The 23,350-nt window shown below is 68.4% G+C and carries 18 protein-coding genes and 1 pseudogene; 16 read left to right on the top strand and 3 right to left on the bottom strand.

Going from position 1 to position 23,350, the window contains the following annotated elements; translation table 11 throughout:
• Positions 1 to 39: 39 nt before the first annotated feature.
• Together E4A53_RS08730 and E4A53_RS08725 are read left to right on the top strand one after the other, a co-directional pair.
• A complete protein-coding gene (locus E4A53_RS08730) occupies positions 40 to 600 on the top strand; it encodes an ECF-type sigma factor (RefSeq protein WP_239018213.1) in 561 nt (186 codons plus the stop codon).
• A complete protein-coding gene (locus tag E4A53_RS08725) occupies positions 593 to 2,986 on the top strand; it encodes a serine/threonine-protein kinase (RefSeq protein WP_136162705.1) in 2,394 nt (797 codons plus the stop codon). The genes E4A53_RS08730 and E4A53_RS08725 overlap by 8 nt, the downstream gene beginning before the upstream one ends.
• A 22-nt stretch (positions 2,987 to 3,008) precedes the next feature.
• Here E4A53_RS08725 and E4A53_RS08720 read toward each other — a convergent pair whose 3' ends face one another.
• Positions 3,009 to 3,278: a helix-turn-helix domain-containing protein gene (locus tag E4A53_RS08720; RefSeq protein WP_136162704.1), complete on the bottom strand. Its 270-nt coding sequence runs from the start codon at positions 3,276 to 3,278 to the stop codon at positions 3,009 to 3,011.
• Between the two features lie 99 nt (positions 3,279 to 3,377).
• Here E4A53_RS08720 and E4A53_RS08715 point away from each other — a divergent pair, with 99 nt between their 5' ends.
• The 8 genes and pseudogenes from E4A53_RS08715 (at position 3,378) to E4A53_RS08680 (ending at position 12,527) form a co-directional block, all read left to right on the top strand.
• Positions 3,378 to 6,290 carry a monovalent cation/H+ antiporter subunit A gene (locus E4A53_RS08715; RefSeq protein WP_136162703.1) on the top strand — a complete coding sequence of 971 codons (2,913 nt, stop codon included), beginning with the start codon at positions 3,378 to 3,380 and terminating at the stop codon, positions 6,288 to 6,290.
• The gene (locus tag E4A53_RS08710) at positions 6,290 to 6,634 is read left to right on the top strand and encodes a Na+/H+ antiporter subunit C (protein ID WP_136162702.1); all 345 of its coding nucleotides are present in this window, start codon (positions 6,290 to 6,292) and stop codon (positions 6,632 to 6,634) included. The genes E4A53_RS08715 and E4A53_RS08710 overlap by 1 nt, the downstream gene beginning before the upstream one ends.
• Entirely contained in the window at positions 6,631 to 8,250 is a 1,620-nt protein-coding gene (locus E4A53_RS08705; protein WP_136162701.1) for a monovalent cation/H+ antiporter subunit D, read from the top strand. The genes E4A53_RS08710 and E4A53_RS08705 overlap by 4 nt, the downstream gene beginning before the upstream one ends.
• The gene (locus E4A53_RS08700) at positions 8,247 to 8,735 is read left to right on the top strand and encodes a Na+/H+ antiporter subunit E (RefSeq protein WP_136162700.1); all 489 of its coding nucleotides are present in this window, start codon (positions 8,247 to 8,249) and stop codon (positions 8,733 to 8,735) included. Before E4A53_RS08705 ends, E4A53_RS08700 begins: the two co-directional genes overlap by 4 nt.
• A complete protein-coding gene (locus tag E4A53_RS08695; protein ID WP_136162699.1) occupies positions 8,732 to 9,013 on the top strand; it encodes a K+/H+ antiporter subunit F in 282 nt (93 codons plus the stop codon). Before E4A53_RS08700 ends, E4A53_RS08695 begins: the two co-directional genes overlap by 4 nt.
• The gene (gene mnhG, locus E4A53_RS08690; RefSeq protein ID WP_136162698.1) at positions 9,010 to 9,384 is read left to right on the top strand and encodes a monovalent cation/H(+) antiporter subunit G; all 375 of its coding nucleotides are present in this window, start codon (positions 9,010 to 9,012) and stop codon (positions 9,382 to 9,384) included. Before E4A53_RS08695 ends, mnhG begins: the two co-directional genes overlap by 4 nt.
• 1,136 nt (positions 9,385 to 10,520) lie before the next feature.
• Positions 10,521 to 10,628, top strand: a pseudogene (locus tag E4A53_RS15095) (PEPxxWA-CTERM sorting domain-containing protein); the annotation flags it as partial.
• Between the two features lie 9 nt (positions 10,629 to 10,637).
• Positions 10,638 to 12,527 carry a toll/interleukin-1 receptor domain-containing protein gene (locus E4A53_RS08680; RefSeq protein ID WP_136162697.1) on the top strand — a complete coding sequence of 630 codons (1,890 nt, stop codon included), beginning with the start codon at positions 10,638 to 10,640 and terminating at the stop codon, positions 12,525 to 12,527.
• 98 nt (positions 12,528 to 12,625) lie between these two features.
• Here E4A53_RS08680 and E4A53_RS08675 read toward each other — a convergent pair whose 3' ends face one another.
• Positions 12,626 to 15,118, bottom strand: coding sequence for a TonB-dependent receptor (locus tag E4A53_RS08675; protein WP_136162753.1), 2,493 nt, complete (start codon positions 15,116 to 15,118; stop codon positions 12,626 to 12,628).
• A 149-nt stretch (positions 15,119 to 15,267) separates the two neighbouring features.
• Between E4A53_RS08675 and E4A53_RS08670 the strand changes: the two genes are divergently transcribed.
• The 6 genes from E4A53_RS08670 to E4A53_RS08645 all read left to right on the top strand — a co-directional run bounded on the left by E4A53_RS08670 (position 15,268) and on the right by E4A53_RS08645 (position 22,717).
• Positions 15,268 to 15,924, top strand: coding sequence for a GntR family transcriptional regulator (locus tag E4A53_RS08670; RefSeq protein WP_136162696.1), 657 nt, complete (start codon positions 15,268 to 15,270; stop codon positions 15,922 to 15,924).
• Positions 15,925 to 16,011: 87 nt separating this feature from the next.
• Positions 16,012 to 16,938 (top strand): hydroxymethylglutaryl-CoA lyase, encoded by a 927-nt coding sequence (locus E4A53_RS08665; RefSeq protein WP_136162695.1) that lies wholly within the window; start codon positions 16,012 to 16,014, stop codon positions 16,936 to 16,938.
• A 17-nt stretch (positions 16,939 to 16,955) separates the two neighbouring features.
• Positions 16,956 to 19,004: a hydantoinase/oxoprolinase family protein gene (locus E4A53_RS08660; RefSeq protein WP_136162694.1), complete on the top strand. Its 2,049-nt coding sequence runs from the start codon at positions 16,956 to 16,958 to the stop codon at positions 19,002 to 19,004.
• Positions 19,005 to 19,017: 13 nt separating this feature from the next.
• Positions 19,018 to 20,895, top strand: coding sequence for a hydantoinase B/oxoprolinase family protein (locus tag E4A53_RS08655; RefSeq protein ID WP_136162693.1), 1,878 nt, complete (start codon positions 19,018 to 19,020; stop codon positions 20,893 to 20,895).
• Positions 20,896 to 20,903: 8 nt separating this feature from the next.
• Complete coding sequence (locus E4A53_RS08650) at positions 20,904 to 22,100, top strand: CaiB/BaiF CoA transferase family protein (RefSeq protein ID WP_136162752.1); 1,197 nt, start codon at positions 20,904 to 20,906, stop codon at positions 22,098 to 22,100.
• Positions 22,101 to 22,102: 2 nt separating this feature from the next.
• Positions 22,103 to 22,717 (top strand): isochorismatase family protein, encoded by a 615-nt coding sequence (locus tag E4A53_RS08645; RefSeq protein ID WP_136162692.1) that lies wholly within the window; start codon positions 22,103 to 22,105, stop codon positions 22,715 to 22,717.
• Between the two features lie 12 nt (positions 22,718 to 22,729).
• On the opposite strand, the gene E4A53_RS08640 is transcribed toward E4A53_RS08645, so the two are convergent.
• A complete protein-coding gene (locus E4A53_RS08640; protein WP_136162691.1) occupies positions 22,730 to 23,347 on the bottom strand; it encodes a TetR/AcrR family transcriptional regulator in 618 nt (205 codons plus the stop codon).
• Positions 23,348 to 23,350 lie beyond the last annotated feature (3 nt).

The following is a 23,350-nucleotide window of genomic DNA, read 5'->3' as shown; positions in this document are numbered from 1 at the left end:
CGGCTTTCATAGCTCTGCCCAGCCGACCAGGGGGTGATGATGGCCGACACGGAAAGTTCCCACCGGTTGCTCGCGGCGTGGCGCCAGGGCGACGACGCCGCGCGGGATCAGCTCGTCGCGCTGCTCCACCCCGCCCTGTCGCAGATCGCCGCCGCCCAACTGCGCGGCGAGCAGAACGCGTCGCTGTCGACCGGCGATCTGGTCAACGACGCGGTGCTGCGGATGGTCCGCCAGGGCAATATCGGCATCAACGACCGCGCCCATTTCCTCGCCCTCGCCTCACGGCTGATGCGCAACATCCTGATCGATCATGCCCGCGCGAAGCGGGCCGGCAAGCGCCGGCATTTCAAGGTCGAGCTGACCACCCGCGTCGAAGGCGAACAGCGGCATGACCTGATTGCCCTCGAAGATGCGCTTAAGCGTCTGGGGACCTATGACATGAAGCTCGCTGAACTGGTGGAGATGCGGTATTTCGGCGGCATGACCCTTGCCGACATCGCCGCCGTCTACGGCGTGTCGGAGGCGACGGTCAAACGCCGCTGGTTCGCCGCGCGCGCCTGGCTGGCGGACGCGTTGATCAACCCGGCGTTCGGTGACTGATCCGGGCACGGAGCGCCGGGTCCTTCGCCTGCTGGAGGCACTGGCCGACGTGCCCGCGCGTGAGCGCGACCGCTGGATCGAAGCACAGACCCACGAACCGGAAACCGTGCTGCGCCGGGTCAAGGCGACGCTCGCGGCCGAACAGATGGCCGCGCTGCAGACCGGCGGTGCGGTCGATGCGATGGAGGATGAGCGGTTGCCCGAACGGGTCGGCAGCTACCGCATCGTCGAGCGGATCGGGCGCGGCGGCATGGGCGCCGTCTATCGCGGCGAGCGCGACCGGGGCGACTTCGCCCATCAGGCGGCGATCAAGCTGATCAAGCCCGGCCTGCTGTCAGACCGGCTGATCGAGCGGTTCGAGCGAGAGCGCCAGACGCTCGCCGGGCTGGAACACCCCAATATCGCCCGGCTCTACGACGGCGGCGCGACGGAGGACGGCGCCCCCTACATCATCATGGAGCTGGTCGACGGCGAGCCGATCCTTGCCTATTGCCACGACAACGCGCTCGACCGCGATGCCCGCCTCGGCCTGTTCGAGGACGTTTGCGGCGCGGTCGCCTTCGCCCATCACAACCTGATCGTCCACCGGGACATCACACCGTCCAACGTGCTAGTCACCCGCGACGGGACGGTGAAGCTGATCGATTTCGGCATCGCCCGCCCACAGGTCATCGAGGGCGACGTCGAACGCCCGTTCGGCAGCCCGGTCGGCAGCCTCAGCCTGACCCCGGGTTTCGCCGCCCCGGAGCGGCTGGCCGGCGGCGAGACGACGACCGCGGCGGACATCTTTTCCCTCGGCCGGCTGCTCGACAGGCTGGTGGAGGGCGACACGCCGGAACGCCGGGCGATCGTCGCGCGCGCCACCGCCGACGCGCCGTCCGCCCGCTACCCGACGGCGGAAGCGCTGCGCGCCGACGTCGCCGCCTGGCGCGGCAACCGCCCGGTCGCGGCGATGGACGCCGGCTGGCCCTATACCGCGCGCAAATTCGCCGCCCGCCACCCGATCGGCGTCGCGGCGGCGGCGCTGGCCGTACTGCTGGTCATCGGCGCAGTCACGATGATCGTGCTCGCCAACATCCGCGCGCAGGCGGCCCGCGCCGAGGCCGACCGGCGCTTCGCCCAGACCCGGGCGATTGCCCGGACGATGCTGTTCGACGCCTTCGATCAGGTCAGCGCGGTCAGCGGCACGACGCAGGCGCGCCAGACGCTGGCCCAGTCGAGCCTCGCCTATCTGGAGGCGCTGGCGGCAATGCCGCACGCGCCCGCCGACGTCCGCCAGGAAGCGGGGCTTGGCTTCCTGCGTCTCGCCCAGGTGACGGGCAGCGGACAGGCCGGGCAGCTCGGCCGCTATCAGGACGCCAACGCGCTGCTCGCCCGCGCCGAATCGATCCTGAAGCCGCTCCACGAAGCGAACCCGGGCGACCCCGGCGCGCGACGCGCCTACGCCATGCTGCTGGTCGAGCAGGCGGGGGTGAACCTCTATAACAACAACGCGATCGCCGCCGCGCGCAGGCAGGCGGTCACCGCCCGCCGCCTGCTGGAGACGATCCGGCCGCCCGATGTGGAAACGGCGCGACAGCTCGCGGTCGCGCTGCAGGCGGAGGCGGAAAGCTACAACTGGGACAACGACTTCGCAGCGGCCGCGGCCGGCCATCAGCAGGTAGAGACGTTTATCCGCGCGCTGCCGGCAGCGCTGCAGGCGGACAAGAACGTGCTGGCGTCCTTGTCCGCCAACCTGCGCCTGCTCGGCGAGAATCTGCACCGGACGGGGCGGAGCGACGAGGCGCGCGCCGCGCTCGAACGTGCCGTCGCGCTCAACCGCCGGATGCTGGAACGCCACCCCGACGACCCGTCCCTGCGGCGGAAGCTGGCGATTTCGCTCTGGTACAGCGCCGTCGTTCACCGCACCAGCCAGCGCGATGCGGAGGCACTGGCCGCGATCGGCGAGGCGATGCGGCTCGCCCGCGCCACGGCGGCGCGCGATCCCGGCGACGCCGGCGGCGCGCAACTCGTCGCGCTGTGCGGCGAAGTCTACGCGCAGGTCCTCGCCGACACCGGCCGCTTTGCCGAAAGCTATGCGGTGGAGGCGGAGGCGATGGCCGCACACCGCGCGCTCGTCGCCCGCGCCGGCGACGCCCCCGGCGCCCGGCGCAGCATGGCGGCGACGCTGGAAACGCTCGGCGTCAACCATTACAACGGTGGCGACCTGGCTGGCGCGTGCCGCAACTGGCGGGAAGCCCGCACGATCTACGGTGGCTCCGCCGAAACCGGTCAGCTCAGCGGCTATGACCGCGCGACCAGCCTGCCCAAGGTCACCGGGCTCGTCGCGCGCTATTGCGACGGTGGCCCGCGCCGCGCCGATTGGCCGAAAACGCTGGAGCGATAGGCCGGCCGGCCGGCGCGACGGCTCAGCCGTGCAGCCGCTGCGGCGCCGCCGGCGCGGCGCCGCCACAGCGCAGCCGCACACCCGGCCCCTCGAACCCCGGCGGCAACAGCGCGACGCCCGCCGCCTCCAGCGCGCGGATCAGCCGGTCCTCGGTCGCACGGTGGAGTTCGTGCCGCTCGCCTTCGAAATCGCGTACCGTGCTGCGGGAAATGCCGGCCGAACAGGCCAGCTCCGCTTGCGTCCAGTTGAGCAACCCGCGCGCGGCGCGACATTGCTCAGGCAACAATATCATGATTGGCCTCTTGCCTCGGGACAGCAAAGTCAACCATAATGGCCGGAATCCAGCAAGAGTCAAAGGTCGACGATGCACCTCGAAGCGCAGCCATAGCCCATGCTCGAAGAATGGCCGCTCTTCATCCTGTTCGTTCTACCGTTTCTGGGCAGTCTGGCCGCTGCCTTCCTGCCGACCTGGGCCCGCAACGCCGCGGCGGCGCTGGCGGGGACGATCGCGCTGGTCGGCCTGGTGATCCTGATAGCGCTCTACCCATCGCTGTCCGGCAACGGCGTGGTGCACGAACAGATCCAGTGGCTGCCGTCGCTGGGGCTGAACCTGCAGATCCGGCTGGACGGGCTGGCCTGGCTTTTCGCCTTCCTCGTCCTCGGCATCGGCGCGCTCGTCGTCCTCTACGCCCGCTACTACATGTCGTCGGCGGACCCGGTGCCGCGCTTCTTTTCCTTCCTGCTCGCCTTCATGGGGTCGATGCTCGGCGTCGTCCTGTCGGGCAACATCATCCAGCTGATCTTCTTCTGGGAACTGACCAGCCTCTTCTCCTTCCTGCTGATCGGCTATTGGCACCATAACCAGAGCGCGCGCGACGGCGCCCGCATCGCCCTCGTCGTCACCGCCGCCGGCGGCGTCTGCCTGTTGGTCGGCGCGCTGCTGCTCGGGCGGATCGTCGGCAGTTACGACCTCGACACGATCCTCGCGTCGGGCGACCGGGTTCGAGCCAGCGGCCTCTACACGCCGGCGCTGATCCTGATCCTGATCGGCGCCTTCACCAAGAGCGCGCAGGTGCCGTTCCATTTCTGGCTGCCGCACGCAATGGCGGCGCCGACGCCGGTATCCGCCTACCTCCATTCCGCGACGATGGTGAAAGCCGGCGTCTTCGTGCTGATGCGGCTGTGGCCGGTGCTGTCCGGCACCGACGAATGGTATCTGTTCGTCACCACCACCGGCCTCGCCACGCTGCTGCTCGGCGCCTGGTCGGCGATTTTCCAACAGGACCTGAAAGGGCTGCTCGCCTATTCGACGATCAGTCATCTTGGCCTGATAACCTTGCTGCTAGGTTTGGGCAGTCCGCTCGCGCTGGTCGCCGCGATCTTCCACACCGTCAACCACGCGACGTTCAAGGCGTCGCTGTTCATGGCGGCCGGAATCATCGATCACGAAACCGGCACCCGCGACCTGCGCCGGCTGAGCGGCCTCTACCGCGCGATGCCGATCACCGCGACGCTGGCGATGGTCGCGGCGGCGGCGATGGCCGGGGTGCCGCTGCTGAACGGCTTCCTGTCGAAGGAGATGTTCCTGGCAGAGGCGCTGGCCGAACACAGCGGCACCTATATCGACGAGGCGCTGCCCTATCTGGCGACGGTGGCAAGCGCCTTCGCGGTTCTCTACTCGCTGCGCTTCATCCACCAGACCTTTTTCGGCCCGCCGCCGACCGATCTGCCGCGCGTGCCGGGCGAAGCGCCGCCGTGGATGCGGCTGCCGGTCGAGATCCTGGTCCTCGCCTGCCTCGTCGTCGGCGTGCTGCCTGCGCTGACCATCGGCCCGTACCTCGCCACCGCGGTCCGCTCGATCCTCGGCGAGCAGACCCCGGCCTACAGCCTGGCGATCTGGCACGGCTTCAGCCAGCCGCTGATGATGAGCCTCGTCGCGCTGATCGGCGGCACCGTCCTCTATCTGATCTACCGCACGCCGCTGAACGAGGCCAAATCCTCGCCGGTCGTCGGCCGGCTGAAGGGCCGCAAGACGTTCGAAGCGGTGATGAGCGCGATCGTCGCCGGCGCGCGGGCCTGCGAGGCGGTCGTCGGCACGGTGCGCCTGCAGCCGCAACTGCGCCTGCTGCTGTGCATCGCGCTGGTCGCCGGCGGCCTGCCTTTCGTCCATTTCGGCTACAGCCTGGGGGAGGCGCCGGGAACACTGATCGACCCAGCCTTCGCGCTGATCTGGCTGATCGGCGGCGCCTGCGCGATCGGCGCGGCGTGGCAGGCGAAATACCACCGGCTGGCCGCGCTGATCCTGATGGGCGGCGCCGGCCTCGCAACCTGCATCAGCTTCTTCTGGCTGTCGGCGCCCGACCTCGGCATCACCCAGTTGCTGGTCGAGATCGTCACCACCGTGCTGCTGCTGCTCGGCCTGCGCTGGCTGCCGAAGCGGCTACCGGAAATGTGGTCCGGCAACCGCTGGCCGCCAAGCGTGCTGCTGCGCCGGTCCACCGACCTGGCGATCGCGATCGCCGCTGGCCTCAGCATGGCGGCTGTCGCCTACGCGATCATGACGCGGCCGGCGCCCGACAGCATCGCCCGCTATTTCCTCGAACGCGCCTATGTCGAAGGCGGCGGCACCAATGTCGTCAACGTTATCCTCGTCGATTTCCGCGGCTTCGACACGCTGGGCGAGATCACCGTTCTTTGCATCGTCGCGCTGACCGTCTTCTCATTGCTGCGCCGCTTCCGTCCGGCGCCGGAAAGCGTCAAGGCGCCGGTCCAGCAACGGGTGCAGAACGCCTTTGACGACGCCCACGCCGACCGCAAGATCGGCGACACGGTGGCGGACTATCTGGCGATCCCGCGCATCATGATGGAGATTTCCTTCCCCATCATCATCGTCTTCGCCATCTACATCCTGCTGCGCGGCCATGACGCCCCGGGCGGCGGCTTCGCCGCCGGCATCGCGATGTCGATCGCGATCCTGATCCAGTACATGGCGAAGGGCACCCGTCAGGTGGAATCGCAACTGATCATCCGTCCACTGCGCTGGATCGGCATCGGTCTGCTGCTGGCGACGCTGACCGGCGCCGGCGCATGGCTGTTCGGCCACCCGTTCCTCTCCTCCTATTTCCGCTATGTCGACTTGCCGCTGTTCGGCACCGTCCCGGTCGCCAGCGCGCTGCTGTTCGACATCGGCGTGTTCGCGCTGGTCGTCGGCGCAACCGTGGTGGTGCTGATCGCACTCGCCCACCAGTCGATCCGCGTCCCCCGCCCCGCCCACCCGGCGGCGGAAACGGAGGATGACGCCTGATGGAGGTCGTCCTCGCCCTTGCCATCGGCATACTGACTGCGTCCGGGGTATGGCTGCTGCTGCGGCCGAGGACGTTTCAGGTCATTCTTGGCCTATCATTCCTATCCTATGCGGTTAATCTGTTCATCCTCATCTCCGGCCGCCTGCGCACCGACGCGCCGCCGATCATCGCGCGCGGCGACACCGTCGACGCCAGCCTCTACGCCGATCCGCTGCCACAGGCGCTGGTCCTGACCGCGATCGTCATCGCCTTCGCGACGACCGCGCTGCTGCTGGTCATGCTGCTGATCTCGCGCGGGCTGACCGGCACCGACCATGTCGACGGCGAGGATCGGGATCAGTGAGCGGCTGGGCCGCCCATCTGGCGATCGCGCCGATCCTGCTGCCGCTGGTGGTCAGCGCGGCGACGCTGCTGTTCGACGAGCGCCGCCGCAAGCTGAAACGCTGGATGAGCTTCGCGACGACCGGCGCGCTGCTCGCCATCGCGATCGCGCTGCTGCGCGCCACGGATCCCTATGGCGTCGCGGCGGCGCCGCTGGTCTACCGGCTCGGCGACTGGGCCGCCCCGTTCGGCATCGTGCTCGTCGTCGACCGGCTGTCGGCGCTGATGCTGCTGCTGACCAGCATATTGGGCTTCACCTCGCTCTTCTATGCGCTGGCCCGCTGGGACCGCGCCGGCCCGCGCTTCCATGCGCTGTTCCTGCTGCTGCTGATGGGGGTCAACGGCGCGTTCCTGACCGGCGACATCTTCAACCTGTTCGTGTTCTTCGAAGTGCTGCTGGCCGCGTCCTACGGCCTTGTCCTGCATGGGTCCGGCACCACCCGCGCCAAGGCCGGGCTGCACTATGTGGCGATCAACGTCGCCACCTCGCTGCTGTTCCTGATCGGCGTCAGCCTGATCTACAGCGTCACCGGCACGCTCAACATGGCCGATCTCGCCGCCCGTGTCCCGCTGGTGCCGCGAGAGGATCTGATGCTGCTCGAAGGCGGCGCCGCCATCCTCGGGACCGCCTTCCTGGTCAAGGCGGGGATGTGGCCGCTGTGCTTCTGGCTGCCCAGCACCTACGCCGCCGCCGCGCCGCCGGTCGCGGCGATGTTCTCCATCCTGAGCAAGGTCGGCATCTACGTGATCCTGCGGCTGACGACGCTGCTGTTCGGCGACGGCGCCGGGCGGGCGGCGGATTTCGCCGACGAGTGGATGCTGTTCGGCGGGCTGGCGACGATCCTCTACGGCACGCTCGGCGTGCTGTCGTCACAGACGCTGGTCCGGCTGGCCGGCCATTACGTGCTGATCTCGACCGGCATCCTGCTCGCCGCGCTCGGCACGGGGCGGCCGACGGTGGTAGCGGCGGCGCTGTTCTACCTCGTCAGTTCGACGCTTGCGGTCAGCGCCTTCTACCTGATCATCGAGCCGATCGGGCGCGGCGGCGAGGACGAAGCCGTCCAGGCCATCGCCGAGCCGGTTTTCGAGGACGAATATATCGGCGCGCTGGAGGAGGAAGAGGACGAGATCGGCATCGCCATTCCCGCGACGATCGCGGTGCTCGGCGGCGGCTTCATCTTCTGCGCCCTGCTGCTGTCGGGCCTGCCGCCTCTGTCCGGCTTCATCGCCAAATTCACGATCATCGACGGCCTGCTCAAGGGCGACGGCAGCGTGCCGGCGGCGGTCTGGGCGCTGATCACGCTGATCATCCTGTCCGGGCTGGCGACGGTGGTGGCGATGACCCGTGCCGGTATCGACCTGATATGGACCCCGACGGAGCGGCCGCAGCTGCAGCTCAGCATCGTCGAGGCGATCCCGATCGGTATCCTGCTCGCCCTCTGCCTGGCGCTGATGGTCCAGGCCGGCGCGGTGATGGAGTATATCGAACGCGCCGCCCGCACGCTGGGCGACGCGGCGCTCTACACCAGCGCGGTGCTGGATGCCCCGGGCGCGAACGGCGGGGCGGTTCTGCCATGAGCCGCCGGCTGCCCAATCCCTGGCTGATCGCCGCCCTCGTTCTGCTGTGGCTGCTGCTCAACGAGTCGCTGTCGCCCGGCCATCTTCTGCTCGGCACGCTGGTCGCGCTGATCGCCGCCAAGGGGCTGGCGGCGCTGCGCCCGCTGCCGCTGCGGATCAGGCTGTCCCGCGCCATCCCGCGCCTGGCGATCGCCGTGTTCGCCGATATCGTCCGCTCCAACCTCGCCGTCGCGCGGATCATCCTGTTCCCGGCCACCCGGCCGCGCGCATCGGGCTTCGTCAATCTGCCGATCGACATGCGCAGCCGCTACGGGCTGGCGATGCTGGCGATCATCATCACCGCGACGCCCGGCACGCTGTGGATGCGCCATGATCCGGCCCGGCGCACGGTGCTGATCCATGTCCTGGACCTGATCGACGAAGAGGCGCTGATCGCGTTGATCAAGACCCGTTACGAACGCCTGCTGATGGACATTTTCGAATGACCACCCTGCTCCTCGCCCTTGCCATCACCACCGCGCAGGTGCTGCTCGGCCTGGCCATGGCCTGCGCCGCTTGGCGGCTGGCGCGGGGGCCGCGCGCGCAGGACCGGGTGCTCGGGCTGGACGCGCTCTACGTCAACGCGATGCTGCTGCTGCTGTCCTTCGGCATCCAGACCGGCCGCACCCTCTATTTCGAAGCGGCGCTGGTGATCGCGCTGCTCGGCTTCGCCAGCACGGTGGCGCTGGCGAAATTCCTGATGCGCGGGGAGGTTATCGAATGATCCAGGCACCGGATCTGCCCGCCTGGGCGGCGATCATCGTCGCCTTCCTCGTCCTTCTCGGCGCCGCGGTCACGCTGATCGGCTCGGTCGGCCTGCTGCGCCTGGGCTCCTTCTACCAGCGCGCCCATGCGCCCACCCTGGGCACCACCGCCGGCGTCGCCTGCATCCTTGTCGCCTCCGCCCTGTGCTTCTCGGTGCTCCAGGCGCGCCCGGTGCTGCACGAGATACTGATCGCGCTGTTCGTCACCGCGACGACGCCGGTCACGCTGATGCTGCTCGCCCGCGCCGCCCTCTACCGCGACCGGGAGGAACAGGCCGCGGCGGAAGCCGCCGGCACCCGCAAAGAAGGCGACGCGGACTTGCCGGCCTGATCCGTCGCGACCGGCGCGCGGGGCGATCTGTCCCCCAGCGGGAAAACGGCCTGTTGGCGACCGGCATTCGTACCTTGATTAACAAGCCGTTTCCTATACTCTTCCCCGCTCAGGGGGACATCGTTATGCGCGCGTCGACGGTTATCGTTGCGTCTTGTCTGTTCGGCGGAATCGCCGTGCCGGCGCCACTGTCCGCACAAGTCACCGGCGTGGTCACCGAAGCCAGCGCAACCTTGCAATTCCGCCCGAATGTCAACGGCGATCCGGACATTCGCCAATATACCGGCCACAAGATCGGCGAGCAGAGCGGCGATCTCGGCTTCGGGTCCGGCGCCAGCTTCGCCTCGACCGCCAATGTCGGCGTCGGCGTCGTCGAGTTCCAGAATGGCAACGCGGCGGGCGGGGCCTATACTTACGCAACGTCGCGCACCGTCATCGACGTCAGCTTCACCAACGACGGCAGCATCGCCGTGCGGCCGGAGTTGCACTCGACGATCACGCCGGCCGGGCTGGGTCTGTACGTCGGCGCCGGCTGCCTGCAGGACCTGAACAGCTGCGGCCCGGGATTTAGCTTCCCCGGCGATTTCCGCATGTTTCAGGACTTCAGCGTCGACGGGCGCGACCCGGTCGGCGACGTGCTGGCCGGCGCGTCCTTCTCCTTCCGGATCACCGGCGGCGGCAGCACCATTTACAAACTGACCGGCAGCGTCGCGCTCGTCCACGATGCCGCCTCCGGCACCAATATCCTGGTCAGCGACCTCGATGCTGCCGCGCTGGCGTTGAGCGGCTTTCAGATGACCTCGACGCCGGGCAGCGACAACAGCTTCGGCTTCGCCTGGGACACGACGGACATTCTCGTCGCTTTCCCCGACAGCGTGCTGCTCCAGCCCGGCCAGTCCTCCACTTTCACCTACGAGACAGAAGTGGCCAGCTTCTCCCGCTCGCAATGCTACGAGCAACTGACCGCCGCTTGCATCATCGCCTACAGCTCGTTCGGCGACCCGATCGGCCGGGGCGGCGGCACCAATCCGGCGCTGCTGCGCGGTTTCGGTACGCTCGACGCCGCCACCGACGGCTCGCTCGCCTTCGACAGCTTCACCTTCCAGCTACCCAGCTTCAAGAACGGTGTGCTGTCCTATCAACTGGCAACCGGCGTGCCGGAGCCGGCCACCTGGGCGATGCTGATCGCCGGCTTCGGCCTGGTCGGCGCCATGCGTAGACGGCGCGCGGCCCTCGCCACCTGATCGCCCGCGGTGCCGCGTTACCGCGCGTTCCTGAGCTACAGCCATCGCGACAAGCGCGTTGCGGCCTGGCTTCACCGCACGCTTGAGACCTATCGCGTCCCATCAAAGCTGGTCGGCCGGCCAACGGCATTCGGCCCGGTCCCGGCGCGGCTGACGCCGATCTTCCGTGACCGCGACGAATTGTCGGCGGCGGCGGATCTGGGCGAAGCGATCACTTCCGCGCTAGCCGAATCGCTGTTTTTGATCGTCGTCTGCTCGCCGGCTTCGGCGCGCTCTCCGTGGGTCAACGAGGAGATCGCGACCTTCAAGCGCATGCATGGCGAGCAGCGTGTGCTGGCACTGATCACCGGCGGCGAACCCTATGCGTCCGCCACACCGGAAACCGCCGGGCAGGAATGTTTTCCACCGGCCCTGCGCTTCAAGCTCATCGACGGCGCGGTATCCGATCAGCCGGCCGAGCCGATCGCCGCCGACCTGCGCGCCGAGGCGGACGGCAAGCGACTGGCCGCGCTCAAGCTGGTCGCCGGGCTGACCGGCCTGTCTCTCGACGATCTTGTCCAGCGCGAAACCCAGCGGCGGATGCGGCGGCTGATGATCGCCGTCGGCGCAGCCAGCACTGGAATGCTGCTGACATCCGCCCTTGCGCTCTATGCCAACGACCGCCGGATCGAAGCGAACGAACAGCGGCTGGTGGCGGAACGGGAGACGGCGACCGCCCGGGCCGCATCCGACTATCTGATCGATACCTTCACCCTGTCGAACCCGGCGACCGAGAACCCGCGCACCATATCCGCCCTCACCATCCTCGATCGCGGCGCGGCGCGGGCGCGGCGCGAACTCGCCGGCCAGCCGGTGGTTCAGGCGCGGCTGGTGTCGACGCTGGGGCAGGCCTACAACAATCTCGGCCTGTTCGACGAGGCGCGCGGAACAATCCAGCGGTCGATGCCGGCGATCCAGCGGGCGGGCGCCGACGGCGCCAGCGCACGGCTGACGCTGGCGACCACCTATCTCCAGCTCGGCCGGCTGGACGCAGCGCTGGCGACGGTCGCGGCGGCGAAGGCCGCGCTGGCCCACGCCCCGGCGCGCGATGCGGATCAGGCCGCCCGTGCCGCGGTGATCGAAGGAATGATCCACACCGCGGGCGGCGACACCCGGCGCGGCGTCGCTGCCTTCGACCAGGCGCTCGCCCTCTACCGCGCCACGCCGGACACGCCGCCGGCCAAGATCTCGACGACCTTGCAGAACCGGGGGCTGCTGCTTTCCGACGACGGCCAGTTCGCTGCCGCCGAACGCTCGCTGCGCGCCGCGCTGGCGATCAACCAGCGCGCGCTCGGCCCCCGCCATCTGGCGACCGGACAAAGCTGGTTCACCCTGGCACAGAACGCGTTCATGGCCGGCAAGCTGGACGACGCCGGCCGCTACATCACCAACGCCCTCGCGATAGAACGCGCCGTCCTCGATCCGGACAACCGGACGATCGCCGACGCGCTGTCGATGCAGGGGCAGATCTTCCACGGGCAGAAGCGGCTGGCCGAAGCGCGGCAGTCGCTGGATCAGGCGATCGCGATCTACCGCCGCGCCTTCGGCCGCCCGCACTATCTGATCGGCATCGCCGAGGTGTATCTGGCGCTGGTCGAATCCGAACGCGGACGCACCGAAGAGGCGCTCCGCATCCTCGACGACGCCCGGCACAATTACGACGTCAGCTACGGCAAGCTTCACGCCAACCACGGCGACCTGCTGGTCAACCGCGCGACGATCCTTAATCGCGCCGGGCGCCATGCGGAGGCGCGCACCGACTGCGCGGCCGGAATGCGGATCCTGGGCGAGACGCTGGGGCCGGAGGCCAACTACACCCGCTCGATGGCGGCGGTCTGCACCGGGATGCAGGGACGTTAGAGTTTGCCTGTTTGAAGCGGAAACGGCATCGGCCCGCTGGTGCCACCTAGAGCGGACAGACTCTAGCGGCGCCGGAACCCGGCGCCGCCCCCCGGAATTCAGAATTTATACCCGACCTCGAGCCCCCACAGCCGGCGCGACCCGGGCGAGATGAACGACCCGCCAAACTCGATCGCCGGGATGACCTCGTTCAGATATTTGCGGTCGAGGAAGTTGTTGGCGAACACCGTCGCGCGCCAGTTGCGGCCTTCCAGCCCGAAGCGCAGGTCGAGCACGCCGAACGCCGCGCGCCGGTTGACGTCGTACACCGCATTGCCGACCGCCGCCGGCAATTGCAGCGCGGAAATCGGCAGCAGCGCGCTGAAGATCGTCGCCTTCTCCTGGTTCTGCACGGTGTGGAACCAGGTCGGGCCGGTGATCCGGTAATCGGCGCGGAACACCAGGTCGAGATCGTCGTGCAGCGGCGCGATCATCTGGGTGCCGAGGTTGATCGTGTAGTTCGACGTATAGGGCGACTTGTTGCCGACGGTGTCGGGCCGCGACTGGTTCTTCTTGATCTCGGAATCGGTGACGTTGAACGCGCCGAACACCGTCCAGCCGTCGACCAGTTTCGCATCGACGTTCAGTTCGGCGCCCTTGATGTCGACCCGGTCGATATTCGACACGACGCGGAGCAGGCCGAAGCTGCCGACGAAGAACTCGAAGAACTGCATGTCGCGGACGCGGGTGTAATAACCGGCCAGGTTGTAGTTGACCGGGCCGATCCGCCCCTTGAAGCCGGCCTCGAACGCGCTTGAGCGTTCCTTGCGGAACTGGTCGTTGATCAACACGCCGGCGTCGATCGGCGCGACGTTGAAATTCTGGTCGACGATCGCCGCCGACCCCTGGTTGTTGAAACCGCCCGACTTGAAGCCGACGCCCCAGTTGGCGAAGAAATTCGCCTGCGGCGCCATTGCCCAGCGGAAGGTGATCTTCGGTTCCAGTTGCTTGAAGGTCGCGCTCTTCGGGCCGATCGGTCCGTTCGCCTGCCCCGGGTTGATCGGCCCGCCGGTGAACGGATCGAGCGCCATCGGCACCAGGTTGCGGGCACGGCGCTGCTCGACATCGTAACGCAGCGCGACGCCGAGGTCGGCGGTGTCGGTGAACTTGAACTGGCCGGAGGCGAAGGCGGCGTAGACGTTGGTGCGGAACTTGTCGGCAAAAAGCTGCGAGGTCGGATTGACCGAGCCCGGCGGGTTGTAGAAGCCGGGGATCATCCCCTGCCCGGTGTCGCCGCCCAGGCTGACGGCGGTGGTCCGGTCGATATGCAGGTAATAACCGCCCAGTTGCCAGTTGAACCGGTTGTCGCCGTTCGACGCCAGGCGGATCTCGGCGCTGATGTCGCGCTGGTCGCGCTGCTGATACTGGGTGCCGTCGCAGGTCGTCGGCGAATAGGCGCCGAACACAGACCCATCCGCCGGCGCGAAGATGAACGGCACCGGGATCTGGCCGATCATGCCCGGCGGGTTGACCGGAAAGCCGGTCAGCGCCGCGGTCGACGCGAAGCAACTGTCGACCACCGCCGCGCCGTCCGCGCTCGCCGCGGCGATATAACGGGCGAAGTCGGCCGATGTGCCGTCGGCGGTCAGGTTGTTCTTGATGTCGCTGTACAGCGCCCAGGCGGTCAGCGTCATCGGCCCGAAATCGTGATCGAGCTTGATCGACGCCTCGACCGTCTTCTGGTTGTTGGTCGGGCGGATGTTCGAATAGAAGCGGAACGGATGGGCGTTGACATCTTCATAGAAGGCCCCGCCCAGCGCGGGGATGTGGAAGGACGAATTGAAGTTGATCGACGCGCCGTGAAGCTCGCCGTACCGCGCCTTCAGGTCGATCGTCGTCGCATCGCCGACTTCAGCCAGTATCCGGCCGTCGACATTCCAGGCTTCCTGGTCGTCCACCACCTTCCGGTCGAGGAACAGGTTACGGTAGAATCCGTCGGTGGTCCGGTAGTCGCCCGACAGGACGAAGCCGATGCCGGAGCCAAGCGGGCCGGCGACATGCCCGCTGGCGCTGACCGTCTTTTCGTTCGCGTAGCTGGCCTGGAAGGCGCCGCTGAACTGGTCGGTCGGCCTGACCGTCTGGATGACGATCGCGCCGGCCGCGGCATTGCGGCCATAGAGCGCGCCCTGCGGCCCCTTCAATATCTCGACCTGGCGCAGCGTACCCTGGTTCTGGTTGAGCTGTGCGGTGTTGGTCTTGAGCACGCCGTCGACGACCAGCGCGACGGAACTTTCCGCGTCACGCGCGCCGTTGATGCCGCGAATGTTAATCTGGGTGTCGCCGGCGTCGGCGGTGTTGGTGACGATCGTGACGCCGGGGGTCAGCTTCACGAAATCCTCGCCCTTCTGGATGTTGGCGCGGGTCAGCGTGTCGGTGGTCAGCACCGTGATCGACGCCGGCACCTGCGACAGGGTTTCGGATACGCGGCGGGCGGTGACGACGATCTCGCCGCTGTCGCCGGCCGCCGGCGACTCTCCCTGCGCCAGCGCCGGGCCGGCGGCAGCAAGCAGCGAAACTCCGGCAAGAAAGAAACCAGGTCCTTTGATCGGCATCATGCCTCCCCCTCCGATGATCCCGGCATGAACGCCGGGGTGCGCGCGTGCTCCACAGCCTTGCGTCTGTCAGGCAGGACATTATTGTATACAAATAACCATCGTCAAGCGTCCGTGATGGCGACGCATGGGGGAGCGTGGAGGGCAGCATGACGAAGGCGTCCGACCGGGCCTATCAACATATACGCGGCGCGATCCTCGACGGGTCGCTGGTTCCCGGCGCCCAGTTGCGCGAGGAACAGCTCGCCGCCGCCTGCGGCGTGTCGCGAACGCCGGTTCGCGACGCGCTGCGGCGGCTTGAGGGCGAGCATTACGTCCGCCGCAACGAATCGCAGCGAACATTCGTCGCCGAATGGTCTCTGGACGAGATCGAGGAAGGATTCGTGCTGCGCAGCATGCTGGAAGGCTATGCTGCGGCGCGCGCCGCCCTCCGCATCAGCGACTCGGCGATCGAGCAGCTCTGCACCCACAACCGCGCGATCGATGCCGCGGCGCAGGCGGACCCGCCCGATGTGTCCGCTTTCCTCGATCACAATCGCGCCTTCCACGCGATCGTCCTCGAAGGCGCCAGCTCGGAACGCCTGGCCGACCTGCTCGCCGGCATCGTCGAGCAGCCGGTGGTTACCCGCACCGCGCGGCAATACGACCGTGGCCAGATACAGCAATCGCGCGCCGAGCATGACGAACTGATCGTCGCCTTCCGCCGCCGCGATCCGGACTGGGCGCGCGCGGTGATGACCTCGCACATCCGCCGCGCCTTCCACGCCTATCACGACGCCTTCCACCAGCGGCCGGGCAAGCGCTGAGCACCGGCCCCGGTGGAAGCTTGACCCGCCGCATCGGCGATTTGTATACAAACAATGCAACACTCAATCGTGGACCAGACCCGCCGAATGCCCAGTGCGCCCCAGCCCCCCGCCGCAGTCGAGATCGTCGAGGTCGGCCCGCGCGACGGCCTGCAGAATGAGGCAGCGCTGGTCGAAACCGCCGACAAGGTCGCGCTGATCGAACGAATGCTGGCGGCCGGGGGGCGGCGCATAGAGGTGGCGAGCTTCGTAAACCCGCGCCGGGTGCCGCAGATGGCCGATGCCGAGGCGGTCGCGGCGGCGCTGCCCGAGCGCCCCGACGTCACCTATATCGGCCTTGTCCTCAACATGCGTGGCGCCGAGCGGGCGCTCGCCACCCGTATCGACGAACTGGGTGCGGTCTGCGTCTCTACCGACGCCTTCGCGCTGCGCAACCAGGGCCAGACCAGCGCCGAATCGCTCGATGTCGCGATGCGGATCGTCGCGGCAGCGCAGGCGGGGGGGCGGTCCGGGCAGATCACCATCGGCGCGGCGTTCGGCTGCCCATTCGAAGGCGAGGTCGCCGAGGACCATGTCGTCGCGATGGCCGAGCAGGCCGCGAGCGCCGGCCCACGGGAAGTGGCGCTGGCCGACACGATCGGCGTCGCGGTGCCCGATGCCGTCGCGCGGCTGGTCGATCGCGTGGTGCGCGCGATCGCGCCGGTGCCGGTGCGCGTCCATTTCCACAACACCCGCAACACCGGCATCGCCAATGTCTGGGCGGCGGTGAATGCGGGCGCGCGCATCGTCGACGCCTCGCTCGGCGGGCTGGGCGGCTGCCCCTTCGCCCCCGGTGCGGCCGGCAACGTCGCGACCGAGGATGTCGTCTACATGCTTGAACGCTCGGGCGTTTCCACCGGACTGACGCTCGACAGCCTGATCGGCACGGCCGACTGGTTCACCGGCGTGATCGGCAAGCCATTGCCGGGCATGGTCGGCAAGGCCGGGGCGTTCCCACGCCCCGCCACCATATAACGGAGGGGATGGAGTCCATGGCCTATCGTCTAGGCGTCGATGTCGGCGGGACGTTCACCGATCTGCTACTGCTCGACGAACAGAGCGGCGCGTTCTGGCGGCACAAGACCCTGTCGACGCCGCACGACAGCTCGGAAGGCATATTGACCGGCGTCGAGGCGGTCTGCGCCACCGCCGGCATCGCGCCCGGCGCGGTGCGGACATTCCTGCACGGCACCACCGTCGCCACCAACGCGATGCTGGAGGGCAAGGGCGCCCGCGTCGGACTTGTGACGACGGAAGGCTATCGCCAGATCCTGCAGATCGCGCGCAGCTACGTGCCCGGCGGCCTGGCGGGGTGGATCGTCTGGCCGAAGCCGGAACCGCTCGCCGCGCTGGAGGACACGGTCGAGGTCAGGGGCCGGATGGACGCGCAGGGCGACGAGGTCCGCCCGGTCGACGATACCGACATCCGCGCCGGCCTCGAGAAGCTGAAGGCGCAGGGCGTGACAGCGCTCACCGTGTCGCTGATCAACGCCTATCTGAACGGCGCCCACGAACGCCGCGTGGCGGAGATAGCGCGAGAGGTGATGCCCGACATCCCGATCTCGCTCAGCCACGAGGTCCTGCCCGAGATGCAGGAATACGAACGCACGCTGACCACTGTCGCCAACGCGGCGGTGCGCCCGGTCGTCGGCCGCTACGTCCACAACCTGCGCGGGCGGCTGCGCGACGCCGGGGTTGCCGGCACCCTGTCCCTGCTCCGTTCCGACGGCGGCCTGATGTCGTCGGAGAAGGCGGAGGAGCACCCGGTCTCGCTGCTGATGTCCGGCCCGGCCGGCGGCGTCACCGGCGCGCTGTGGGTCGGCCGCCACGCCGGGCTGAACAACATCCTGACCCTCGACGTCGGCGGCACCTCGACCGACGTGGCGCTGATCGAGAATCTGGAACCGCGCCGGGTGCGGACGACGGAGGTCGGCCACCTATCGGTCCGCGCCTCGTCGCTCGACGTCAAGACGGTCGGCGCCGGTGGCGGATCGATCGCCTATGTGCCGGAACTGACCGGCGCGCTGCGCGTCGGTCCGCAATCGGCCGGCGCGGCGCCCGGCCCGGTCGCCTATGGCCGGGGCGGCACGCTGCCGACGGTCACCGACGCCAACGTCGTGCTCGGCTACCTGCCCGAAGCGCTGCTGGGCGGCACGTTCAAGCTTGACCGCGACGGCGCCCGCGCCGCCGTGCAGACGATCGCCGACGCGCTCGGCATCGGCCTGTTCGAAGCGGCGCGCGGCATCATCGACATCGTCAACGAGAACATGTTCGGCGCGCTGCGGATGATCTCCGTCCAGCAGGGCTATGACCCGCGCGATTTCGCGCTGATGGGCTTTGGCGGCGCCGGGCCGCTCCACGTCAATGCCGTCGCGCGGCTGATGGGCAGCTGGCCGGCGGTCGCGCCGGTGTCGCCCGGCGTGCTGTGCGCGCTCGGCGACGCGACGACGCGGATGCGGACCGAAACCGCGCGCAGCTTCTCCCGCCGCTTCGCCGACACGCAAGAGGCGGAGGTGCTCGCCCTGCTCGACGAGATGGCGGCGCAGACCCGCGCCGAACTGACCGCCGAGGGCATCGACGACGCCGCGGTCACCAGCCTGTTCGAAATCGATGTTCGCTATGAGGGACAGGCGTTCGAGGTGCCGCTGGCGATCGATGCCGACACGCTGCGGCGCGACGGGCTTGCCGGCATCACCCGCCGGTTCGACGAGGAACACCGCCGGTTGTTCACCTTCAACATGGATACCGCGCATGAACTGGTGAACCTGCGCGCGGTGGCGATGGGTCCGCCCCTCGCCCTGCCGGCGCCGGAAATTCCGGCAGGCGACGGCAATCCTTCGGCCGCGAAGCTGCGCGACCACGAATTGTGGATGGACGGCCGCGCCCAGCCGGCGGTGATCTACGACCGCGCCAGGCTGCGCGCCGGAGACGTGATCCCCGGCCCCGCGATCATCGTCGAGTTGGATTCGACGACGCTGATCGAAACCGGTCACGCCGGCCGGGTCGACCATGTCGGCAACATCCTGATCAACCCGGCCTGAAGGGAGCGCGACCATGCCCGCTACCATCGTCCAGTCGAACCCTACCCCTTTCGTCGGCGTCGAGATCGACCCGGTCACCCTCGACATCATCGAGAACGCGCTCCGCAACGCGCGGATCGAAATGGACGCCACCCTCGTCCGCACCGCGATGTCGCCCGGCATCCGCGAACAGGGCGACGCTTTCCCGCTGATCGCCGACCATCAGGGGCGGATGATCGTCGGCCAGTTCGGCTCGTTCATCGGCGGCTTCCTCGCCGGCTATGACGGCACGGTCGAGGACGGCGACCTGTTCCTGCTGTCCGACCCCTATTCGGTCGAAGGCGCGATCAGCCATTCCAACGACTGGCTGGTATTGCTGCCGGTGTTCAAGAACGGCCGCCTGCTCGCCTATACCGCGATGTTCGGCCATCAATCGGACATTGGCGGCAAGGTCGCCGGGTCGATGCCGATCGACGCGCATTCGATCTTCGAGGAAGGCGTGCGCATCCCGCCGGTGAAGATCTGGCGCAAGGGCGAATACAATGCCGACCTCGTCCGGCTGGTCATGCATCAGACGCGCAAGCCGGACTGGTGCATGGCCGACCTGAACGCGCTGATCGCATCGTGCCGGGTCGCGGCACGGCGGCTGCTGGAGCTGAGCGACCGGTTCGGCGAGGATCTGTACGTGTCGGCGACGCAGGAGCTTCTGCAGCGCAACCACCGCGCGATGAAGCAGTTGATCGCCAGCTCGATCAGCGAGGAACCGGCCAGCTTCGAGGATTACATCTGCGACGACGGCATGGGTTACGGCCCGTACCGAATCAAATGCACGATGCGGCGCGAAGGCGACCGGGTGATCCTCGATTTCGACGGGACCGACCCGCAATCGGATGCCTCGATCAACTTCTATCTGAACGAGAACATGTTCAAGATGTTCTTCGGCATCTACATGATCATGGTGTTCGATCCGCAGATCCTGTTCAACGACGGCTTCTACGATCTGATCGAGGTCCGCATCCCGGAAGGCTCGCTGCTGAAACCACGCTTCCCGGCGGCGCTGTCGGGGCGGACCCATGCGCTCGGCCGCATCTTCGACATACTGGGCGGCCTGCTGGGGCAGAAGACGCCTGAATTCCTGAACGCCGCCGGTTTTTCGTCCAGCCCCCACCTGTTCTATTCCGGCGTCGATGCCGGCGGGCAGTGGTTCCAGTTGTTCCAGATCGGCTTCGGCGGCATTCCGGGCCGGCCGCTGGGCGACGGGCCGGACGGCCATTCGCTGTGGCCCGGCTTCACCAACGTGCCCAACGAGTTCCTGGAACGCTATTTCCCGCTACGGATCGAGCGGTACGAAACCGCGCCGGACTCGGGCGGCGCCGGGCTGCACCGCGGCGGCAACGGCATCCACATGACCTATCGCTTCCTGGAGCCGGGGGTGATCGCGATCCACGACGACCGCTGGTTCGTGCCGCCCTGGGGCGTCAACGGCGGCGCCCCCGGCGCCCGCGCCCGCAAGATACTGGAGAAAGCGGACGGCACGCAGACCATCGTCGGCAACAAGCTGGAACAGCTTCAGGTCGAGGCCGGCGACCAGTTGCACTACATCACCTGGGGCGGCGGCGGCTGGGGCGACCCGCTGGAGCGCGACCCGGCGCTGGTCGCGCGCGAATGGCATCAGGGGCTGGTGACAGCGGACGGCGCGCGGCGCTACGGCGTCGTGCTCGCCGACGGTGCGGTGGACGAGGCCGGGACCGACGCCTTGCGTGCCGAAATGCGCGCCGGGCGCGGCGGCCCGCTGCCGATATTCGATTTCGGCCCCGACATCGACACGCTGCGCGCCCGGTGCGAGGCGGAAACCGGCCTCCCCGCGCCACGGCAGCCGGCATGGCGGCCGCAACCGGCGACGGCGGGTTAGGAGAAAGGATGATGGAGGAACAGCAGGGGGCGCTGCACGGCATTCGCGTGGTCGAGCTCGGCCAGTTGATCGCCGGGCCGTTCTGCGGCCAGTTGCTAGGCGATATGGGCGCGGAGGTGATCAAGATCGAGCCGCCGGGCGCCGGCGATCCGATGCGCAACTGGGGCCGTGGCGAACAAAAGCTGTGGTGGGAAGTCGTGTCCCGCAACAAAAAGGCGGTGTCGGCCAATCTGCGCATGCCGGAGGGGCAGGAACTAGCGCGCAAGCTGGCGGCGACCGCCGACATCCTGATCGAGAATTTCAAGCCCGGCACCATGGAAAAATGGGGGCTCGGCCCTGACGTGCTCCATGCGCTCAACCCGCGGCTGATCATCGTGCGCGTCTCCGGCTATGGCCAGTCCGGCCCCTATTCCGGGCGCGCCGGCTTCGGCGGCATCGGCGAGGCGATGGGCGGCTGGCGCCATATCGTCGGCGACCCGGACCGGCCGCCGTCGCGCATGGGCGTGTCGATCGGCGACAGCCTGGCGGCAACCTACGGCTGCATGGGCGCGCTCGCGGCCCTTCACGCGCGCGAACGCACCGGCCGTGGGCAGGTGATCGATTCCGCGCTGTACGAGGCGGTGCTGCAGGTGATGGAAAGCCTGGTCCCCGAATACCAGAAATCCGGCTACATCCGCGAACGGTCCGGCTCGGTGCTGCCCGGCATCGCACCGTCCAACGTCTACAAGTGCGGCGACGGCGATTATCTGATCGGCGCCAATCAGGACGCGGTATTCGCCCGGCTGTGCCAGGCGATGGGCCGTCCCGAACTGGCGACCGACCCGCGCTATGTCGATCACGTCTCGCGCGGCCGTCACCAGACGGAGCTTGATGCGCTGATCGAGGCATGGACGAGCGCCCGCAGCGTCGACGAGGTCGAAGCGGCGATGATCGCCCACAGCATCCCCGCCGGCCGCATCTATCGCGCGCCGGAGATGATCGCCGACCCGCATTTCGCCGCGCGCGAGGCGCTGGTCGAGGTCGACACGCCGCGCTGGGGCAAGGTGACGATGCAGAACAGCTTCCCCAAATTCTCCGAAACGCCGGGCGGCGTCCGCACCCCCGCGCCGGAGCGCGTCGGGCAGGACAATGCGGAGGTATACGGCAGGCTCCTCGGGCTGGACGCCGCCGCGCTCGCCGCCCTTGAGGCGCAGGGCGCGATCTGACGATGGCGCCCCCCGGCTCCGTCGATCCGTTCAGCGGCACGCTCGCCCCCGGCGCGCACCCGGCGCTGCTGGTCGTCGACATGGTCATGGCCTATCTCGACCCCGCCTCGTCGCTGTTCCTGGACGGCGAAGCGGCGGTGGCGGCAACCGCGCGGCTGGCAGCAGCAGCACGCGCCGCCGCCGCACCCGTCATCTTCACCCGCGTCGTCTATGCGCCCGGCGGCGTCGACGGCGGGCTGTTCTACCGCAAGGTGCCGGCGCTCGCCCAATTCCAGGCGGGGTCGCCACTCGGCGCCTTTCCGCCGGCGCTGACCCCGGCGGCCGGCGACATCGTCGTCACCAAGCAATATGCCTCCGCCTTCTTCGGCACCGCGCTCACGCCGATGCTGACCACGCTTGGCATCGATACGCTGCTGATCACCGGATTCTCGACCTCCGGCTGCGTCCGCGCGAGCGCGCTCGACGCGTTGCAGAACGGCTTCGCGCCGTTCGTGGTACGCGACGGCTGCGCCGATCGCGGCGCCGCCCAGCACGACGCCAATCTGTTCGATCTTCAGGCCAAATATGCCGAGGTCGTCGACGAGGATCAGGCCCGGCGCATCCTCGCCCGCGGCTGACCGCGCGCCGCTCTACCGCCGCGGCAGGAAACGCGGGATGTATAGGCCGAGATAGGCGCAGGACATTTTCTTCGCCTCCTCGACCATCACCGGTTTCAGCGCGCCGTACTGGAACAGCGACAGGCCGAACATCAGGTCCGCCGCCTCGACCGCGTGAAAGAATATGCGGCTGCGGTCGGGGATGTCGGGCATCACGAACTGCGCATCGATATGCTGCTCGATCAGGCCGCTGGTCTTGATGTCGGCGCGGCGGCTGGAGCGCTTGACCGCCGGCGGCGTCTGCGAGGCGAGCATCAGTTGCTGCGCGGCCGGGTGTTCGGCGAAGAACAGCGCGGCGCGGTCGAAGACGACGCCGATCAGCGCCTCCCACCCCTCGACCGGGCCGATCGGGCGGACGATCGCCTGCTGGAGTTCCGCGTCGAGCACGGTGACCAGTTCGTTGTAGAGTTCCAGCACGTCGGCGTAGAAATGATAGGCGGAGCTTTTCGGGATGCCGGCGCGCGCGGCGACGTCGACCAGGGTGATCTGGTCACTCTCGCGCTCGGCCAGCAGTTGCCGCGCCGCGCCGAGCAGCGCGTCCCGCCGCTTGCGCCCGCGCGCCTGAGTGTTTGCTGGCCGTCCCGCGTTCATTGC

The organism is Sphingomonas flavalba (assembly GCF_004796535.1).
GTDB lineage: Bacteria > Pseudomonadota > Alphaproteobacteria > Sphingomonadales > Sphingomonadaceae > Sphingomonas_L > Sphingomonas_L flavalba.
Note: the sequence above shows the minus strand (reverse complement) of the source record. Positions and strands in the feature narration are given on the sequence as shown.

Excerpts from the sequence above, each read along its gene's own strand:
- E4A53_RS08730 (WP_239018213.1), top strand. The coding sequence starts at position 40 with ATGGCCGACACGGAAAGTTCCCACCGGTTGCTCGCGGCGTGGCGCCAG.
- E4A53_RS08720 (WP_136162704.1), bottom strand. The coding sequence starts at position 3,278 with ATGATATTGTTGCCTGAGCAATGTCGCGCCGCGCGCGGGTTGCTCAAC.
- E4A53_RS08715 (WP_136162703.1), top strand. The coding sequence starts at position 3,378 with ATGCTCGAAGAATGGCCGCTCTTCATCCTGTTCGTTCTACCGTTTCTG.
- E4A53_RS08710 (WP_136162702.1), top strand. The coding sequence starts at position 6,290 with ATGGAGGTCGTCCTCGCCCTTGCCATCGGCATACTGACTGCGTCCGGG.
- E4A53_RS08700 (WP_136162700.1), top strand. The coding sequence starts at position 8,247 with ATGAGCCGCCGGCTGCCCAATCCCTGGCTGATCGCCGCCCTCGTTCTG.
- E4A53_RS08695 (WP_136162699.1), top strand. The coding sequence starts at position 8,732 with ATGACCACCCTGCTCCTCGCCCTTGCCATCACCACCGCGCAGGTGCTG.
- mnhG (WP_136162698.1), top strand. The coding sequence starts at position 9,010 with ATGATCCAGGCACCGGATCTGCCCGCCTGGGCGGCGATCATCGTCGCC.
- E4A53_RS08675 (WP_136162753.1), bottom strand. The coding sequence starts at position 15,118 with ATGCCGATCAAAGGACCTGGTTTCTTTCTTGCCGGAGTTTCGCTGCTT.
- E4A53_RS08670 (WP_136162696.1), top strand. The coding sequence starts at position 15,268 with ATGACGAAGGCGTCCGACCGGGCCTATCAACATATACGCGGCGCGATC.
- E4A53_RS08665 (WP_136162695.1), top strand. The coding sequence starts at position 16,012 with ATGCCCAGTGCGCCCCAGCCCCCCGCCGCAGTCGAGATCGTCGAGGTC.
- E4A53_RS08660 (WP_136162694.1), top strand. The coding sequence starts at position 16,956 with ATGGCCTATCGTCTAGGCGTCGATGTCGGCGGGACGTTCACCGATCTG.
- E4A53_RS08655 (WP_136162693.1), top strand. The coding sequence starts at position 19,018 with ATGCCCGCTACCATCGTCCAGTCGAACCCTACCCCTTTCGTCGGCGTC.
- E4A53_RS08650 (WP_136162752.1), top strand. The coding sequence starts at position 20,904 with ATGATGGAGGAACAGCAGGGGGCGCTGCACGGCATTCGCGTGGTCGAG.
- E4A53_RS08645 (WP_136162692.1), top strand. The coding sequence starts at position 22,103 with ATGGCGCCCCCCGGCTCCGTCGATCCGTTCAGCGGCACGCTCGCCCCC.
- E4A53_RS08640 (WP_136162691.1), bottom strand. The coding sequence starts at position 23,347 with ATGAACGCGGGACGGCCAGCAAACACTCAGGCGCGCGGGCGCAAGCGG.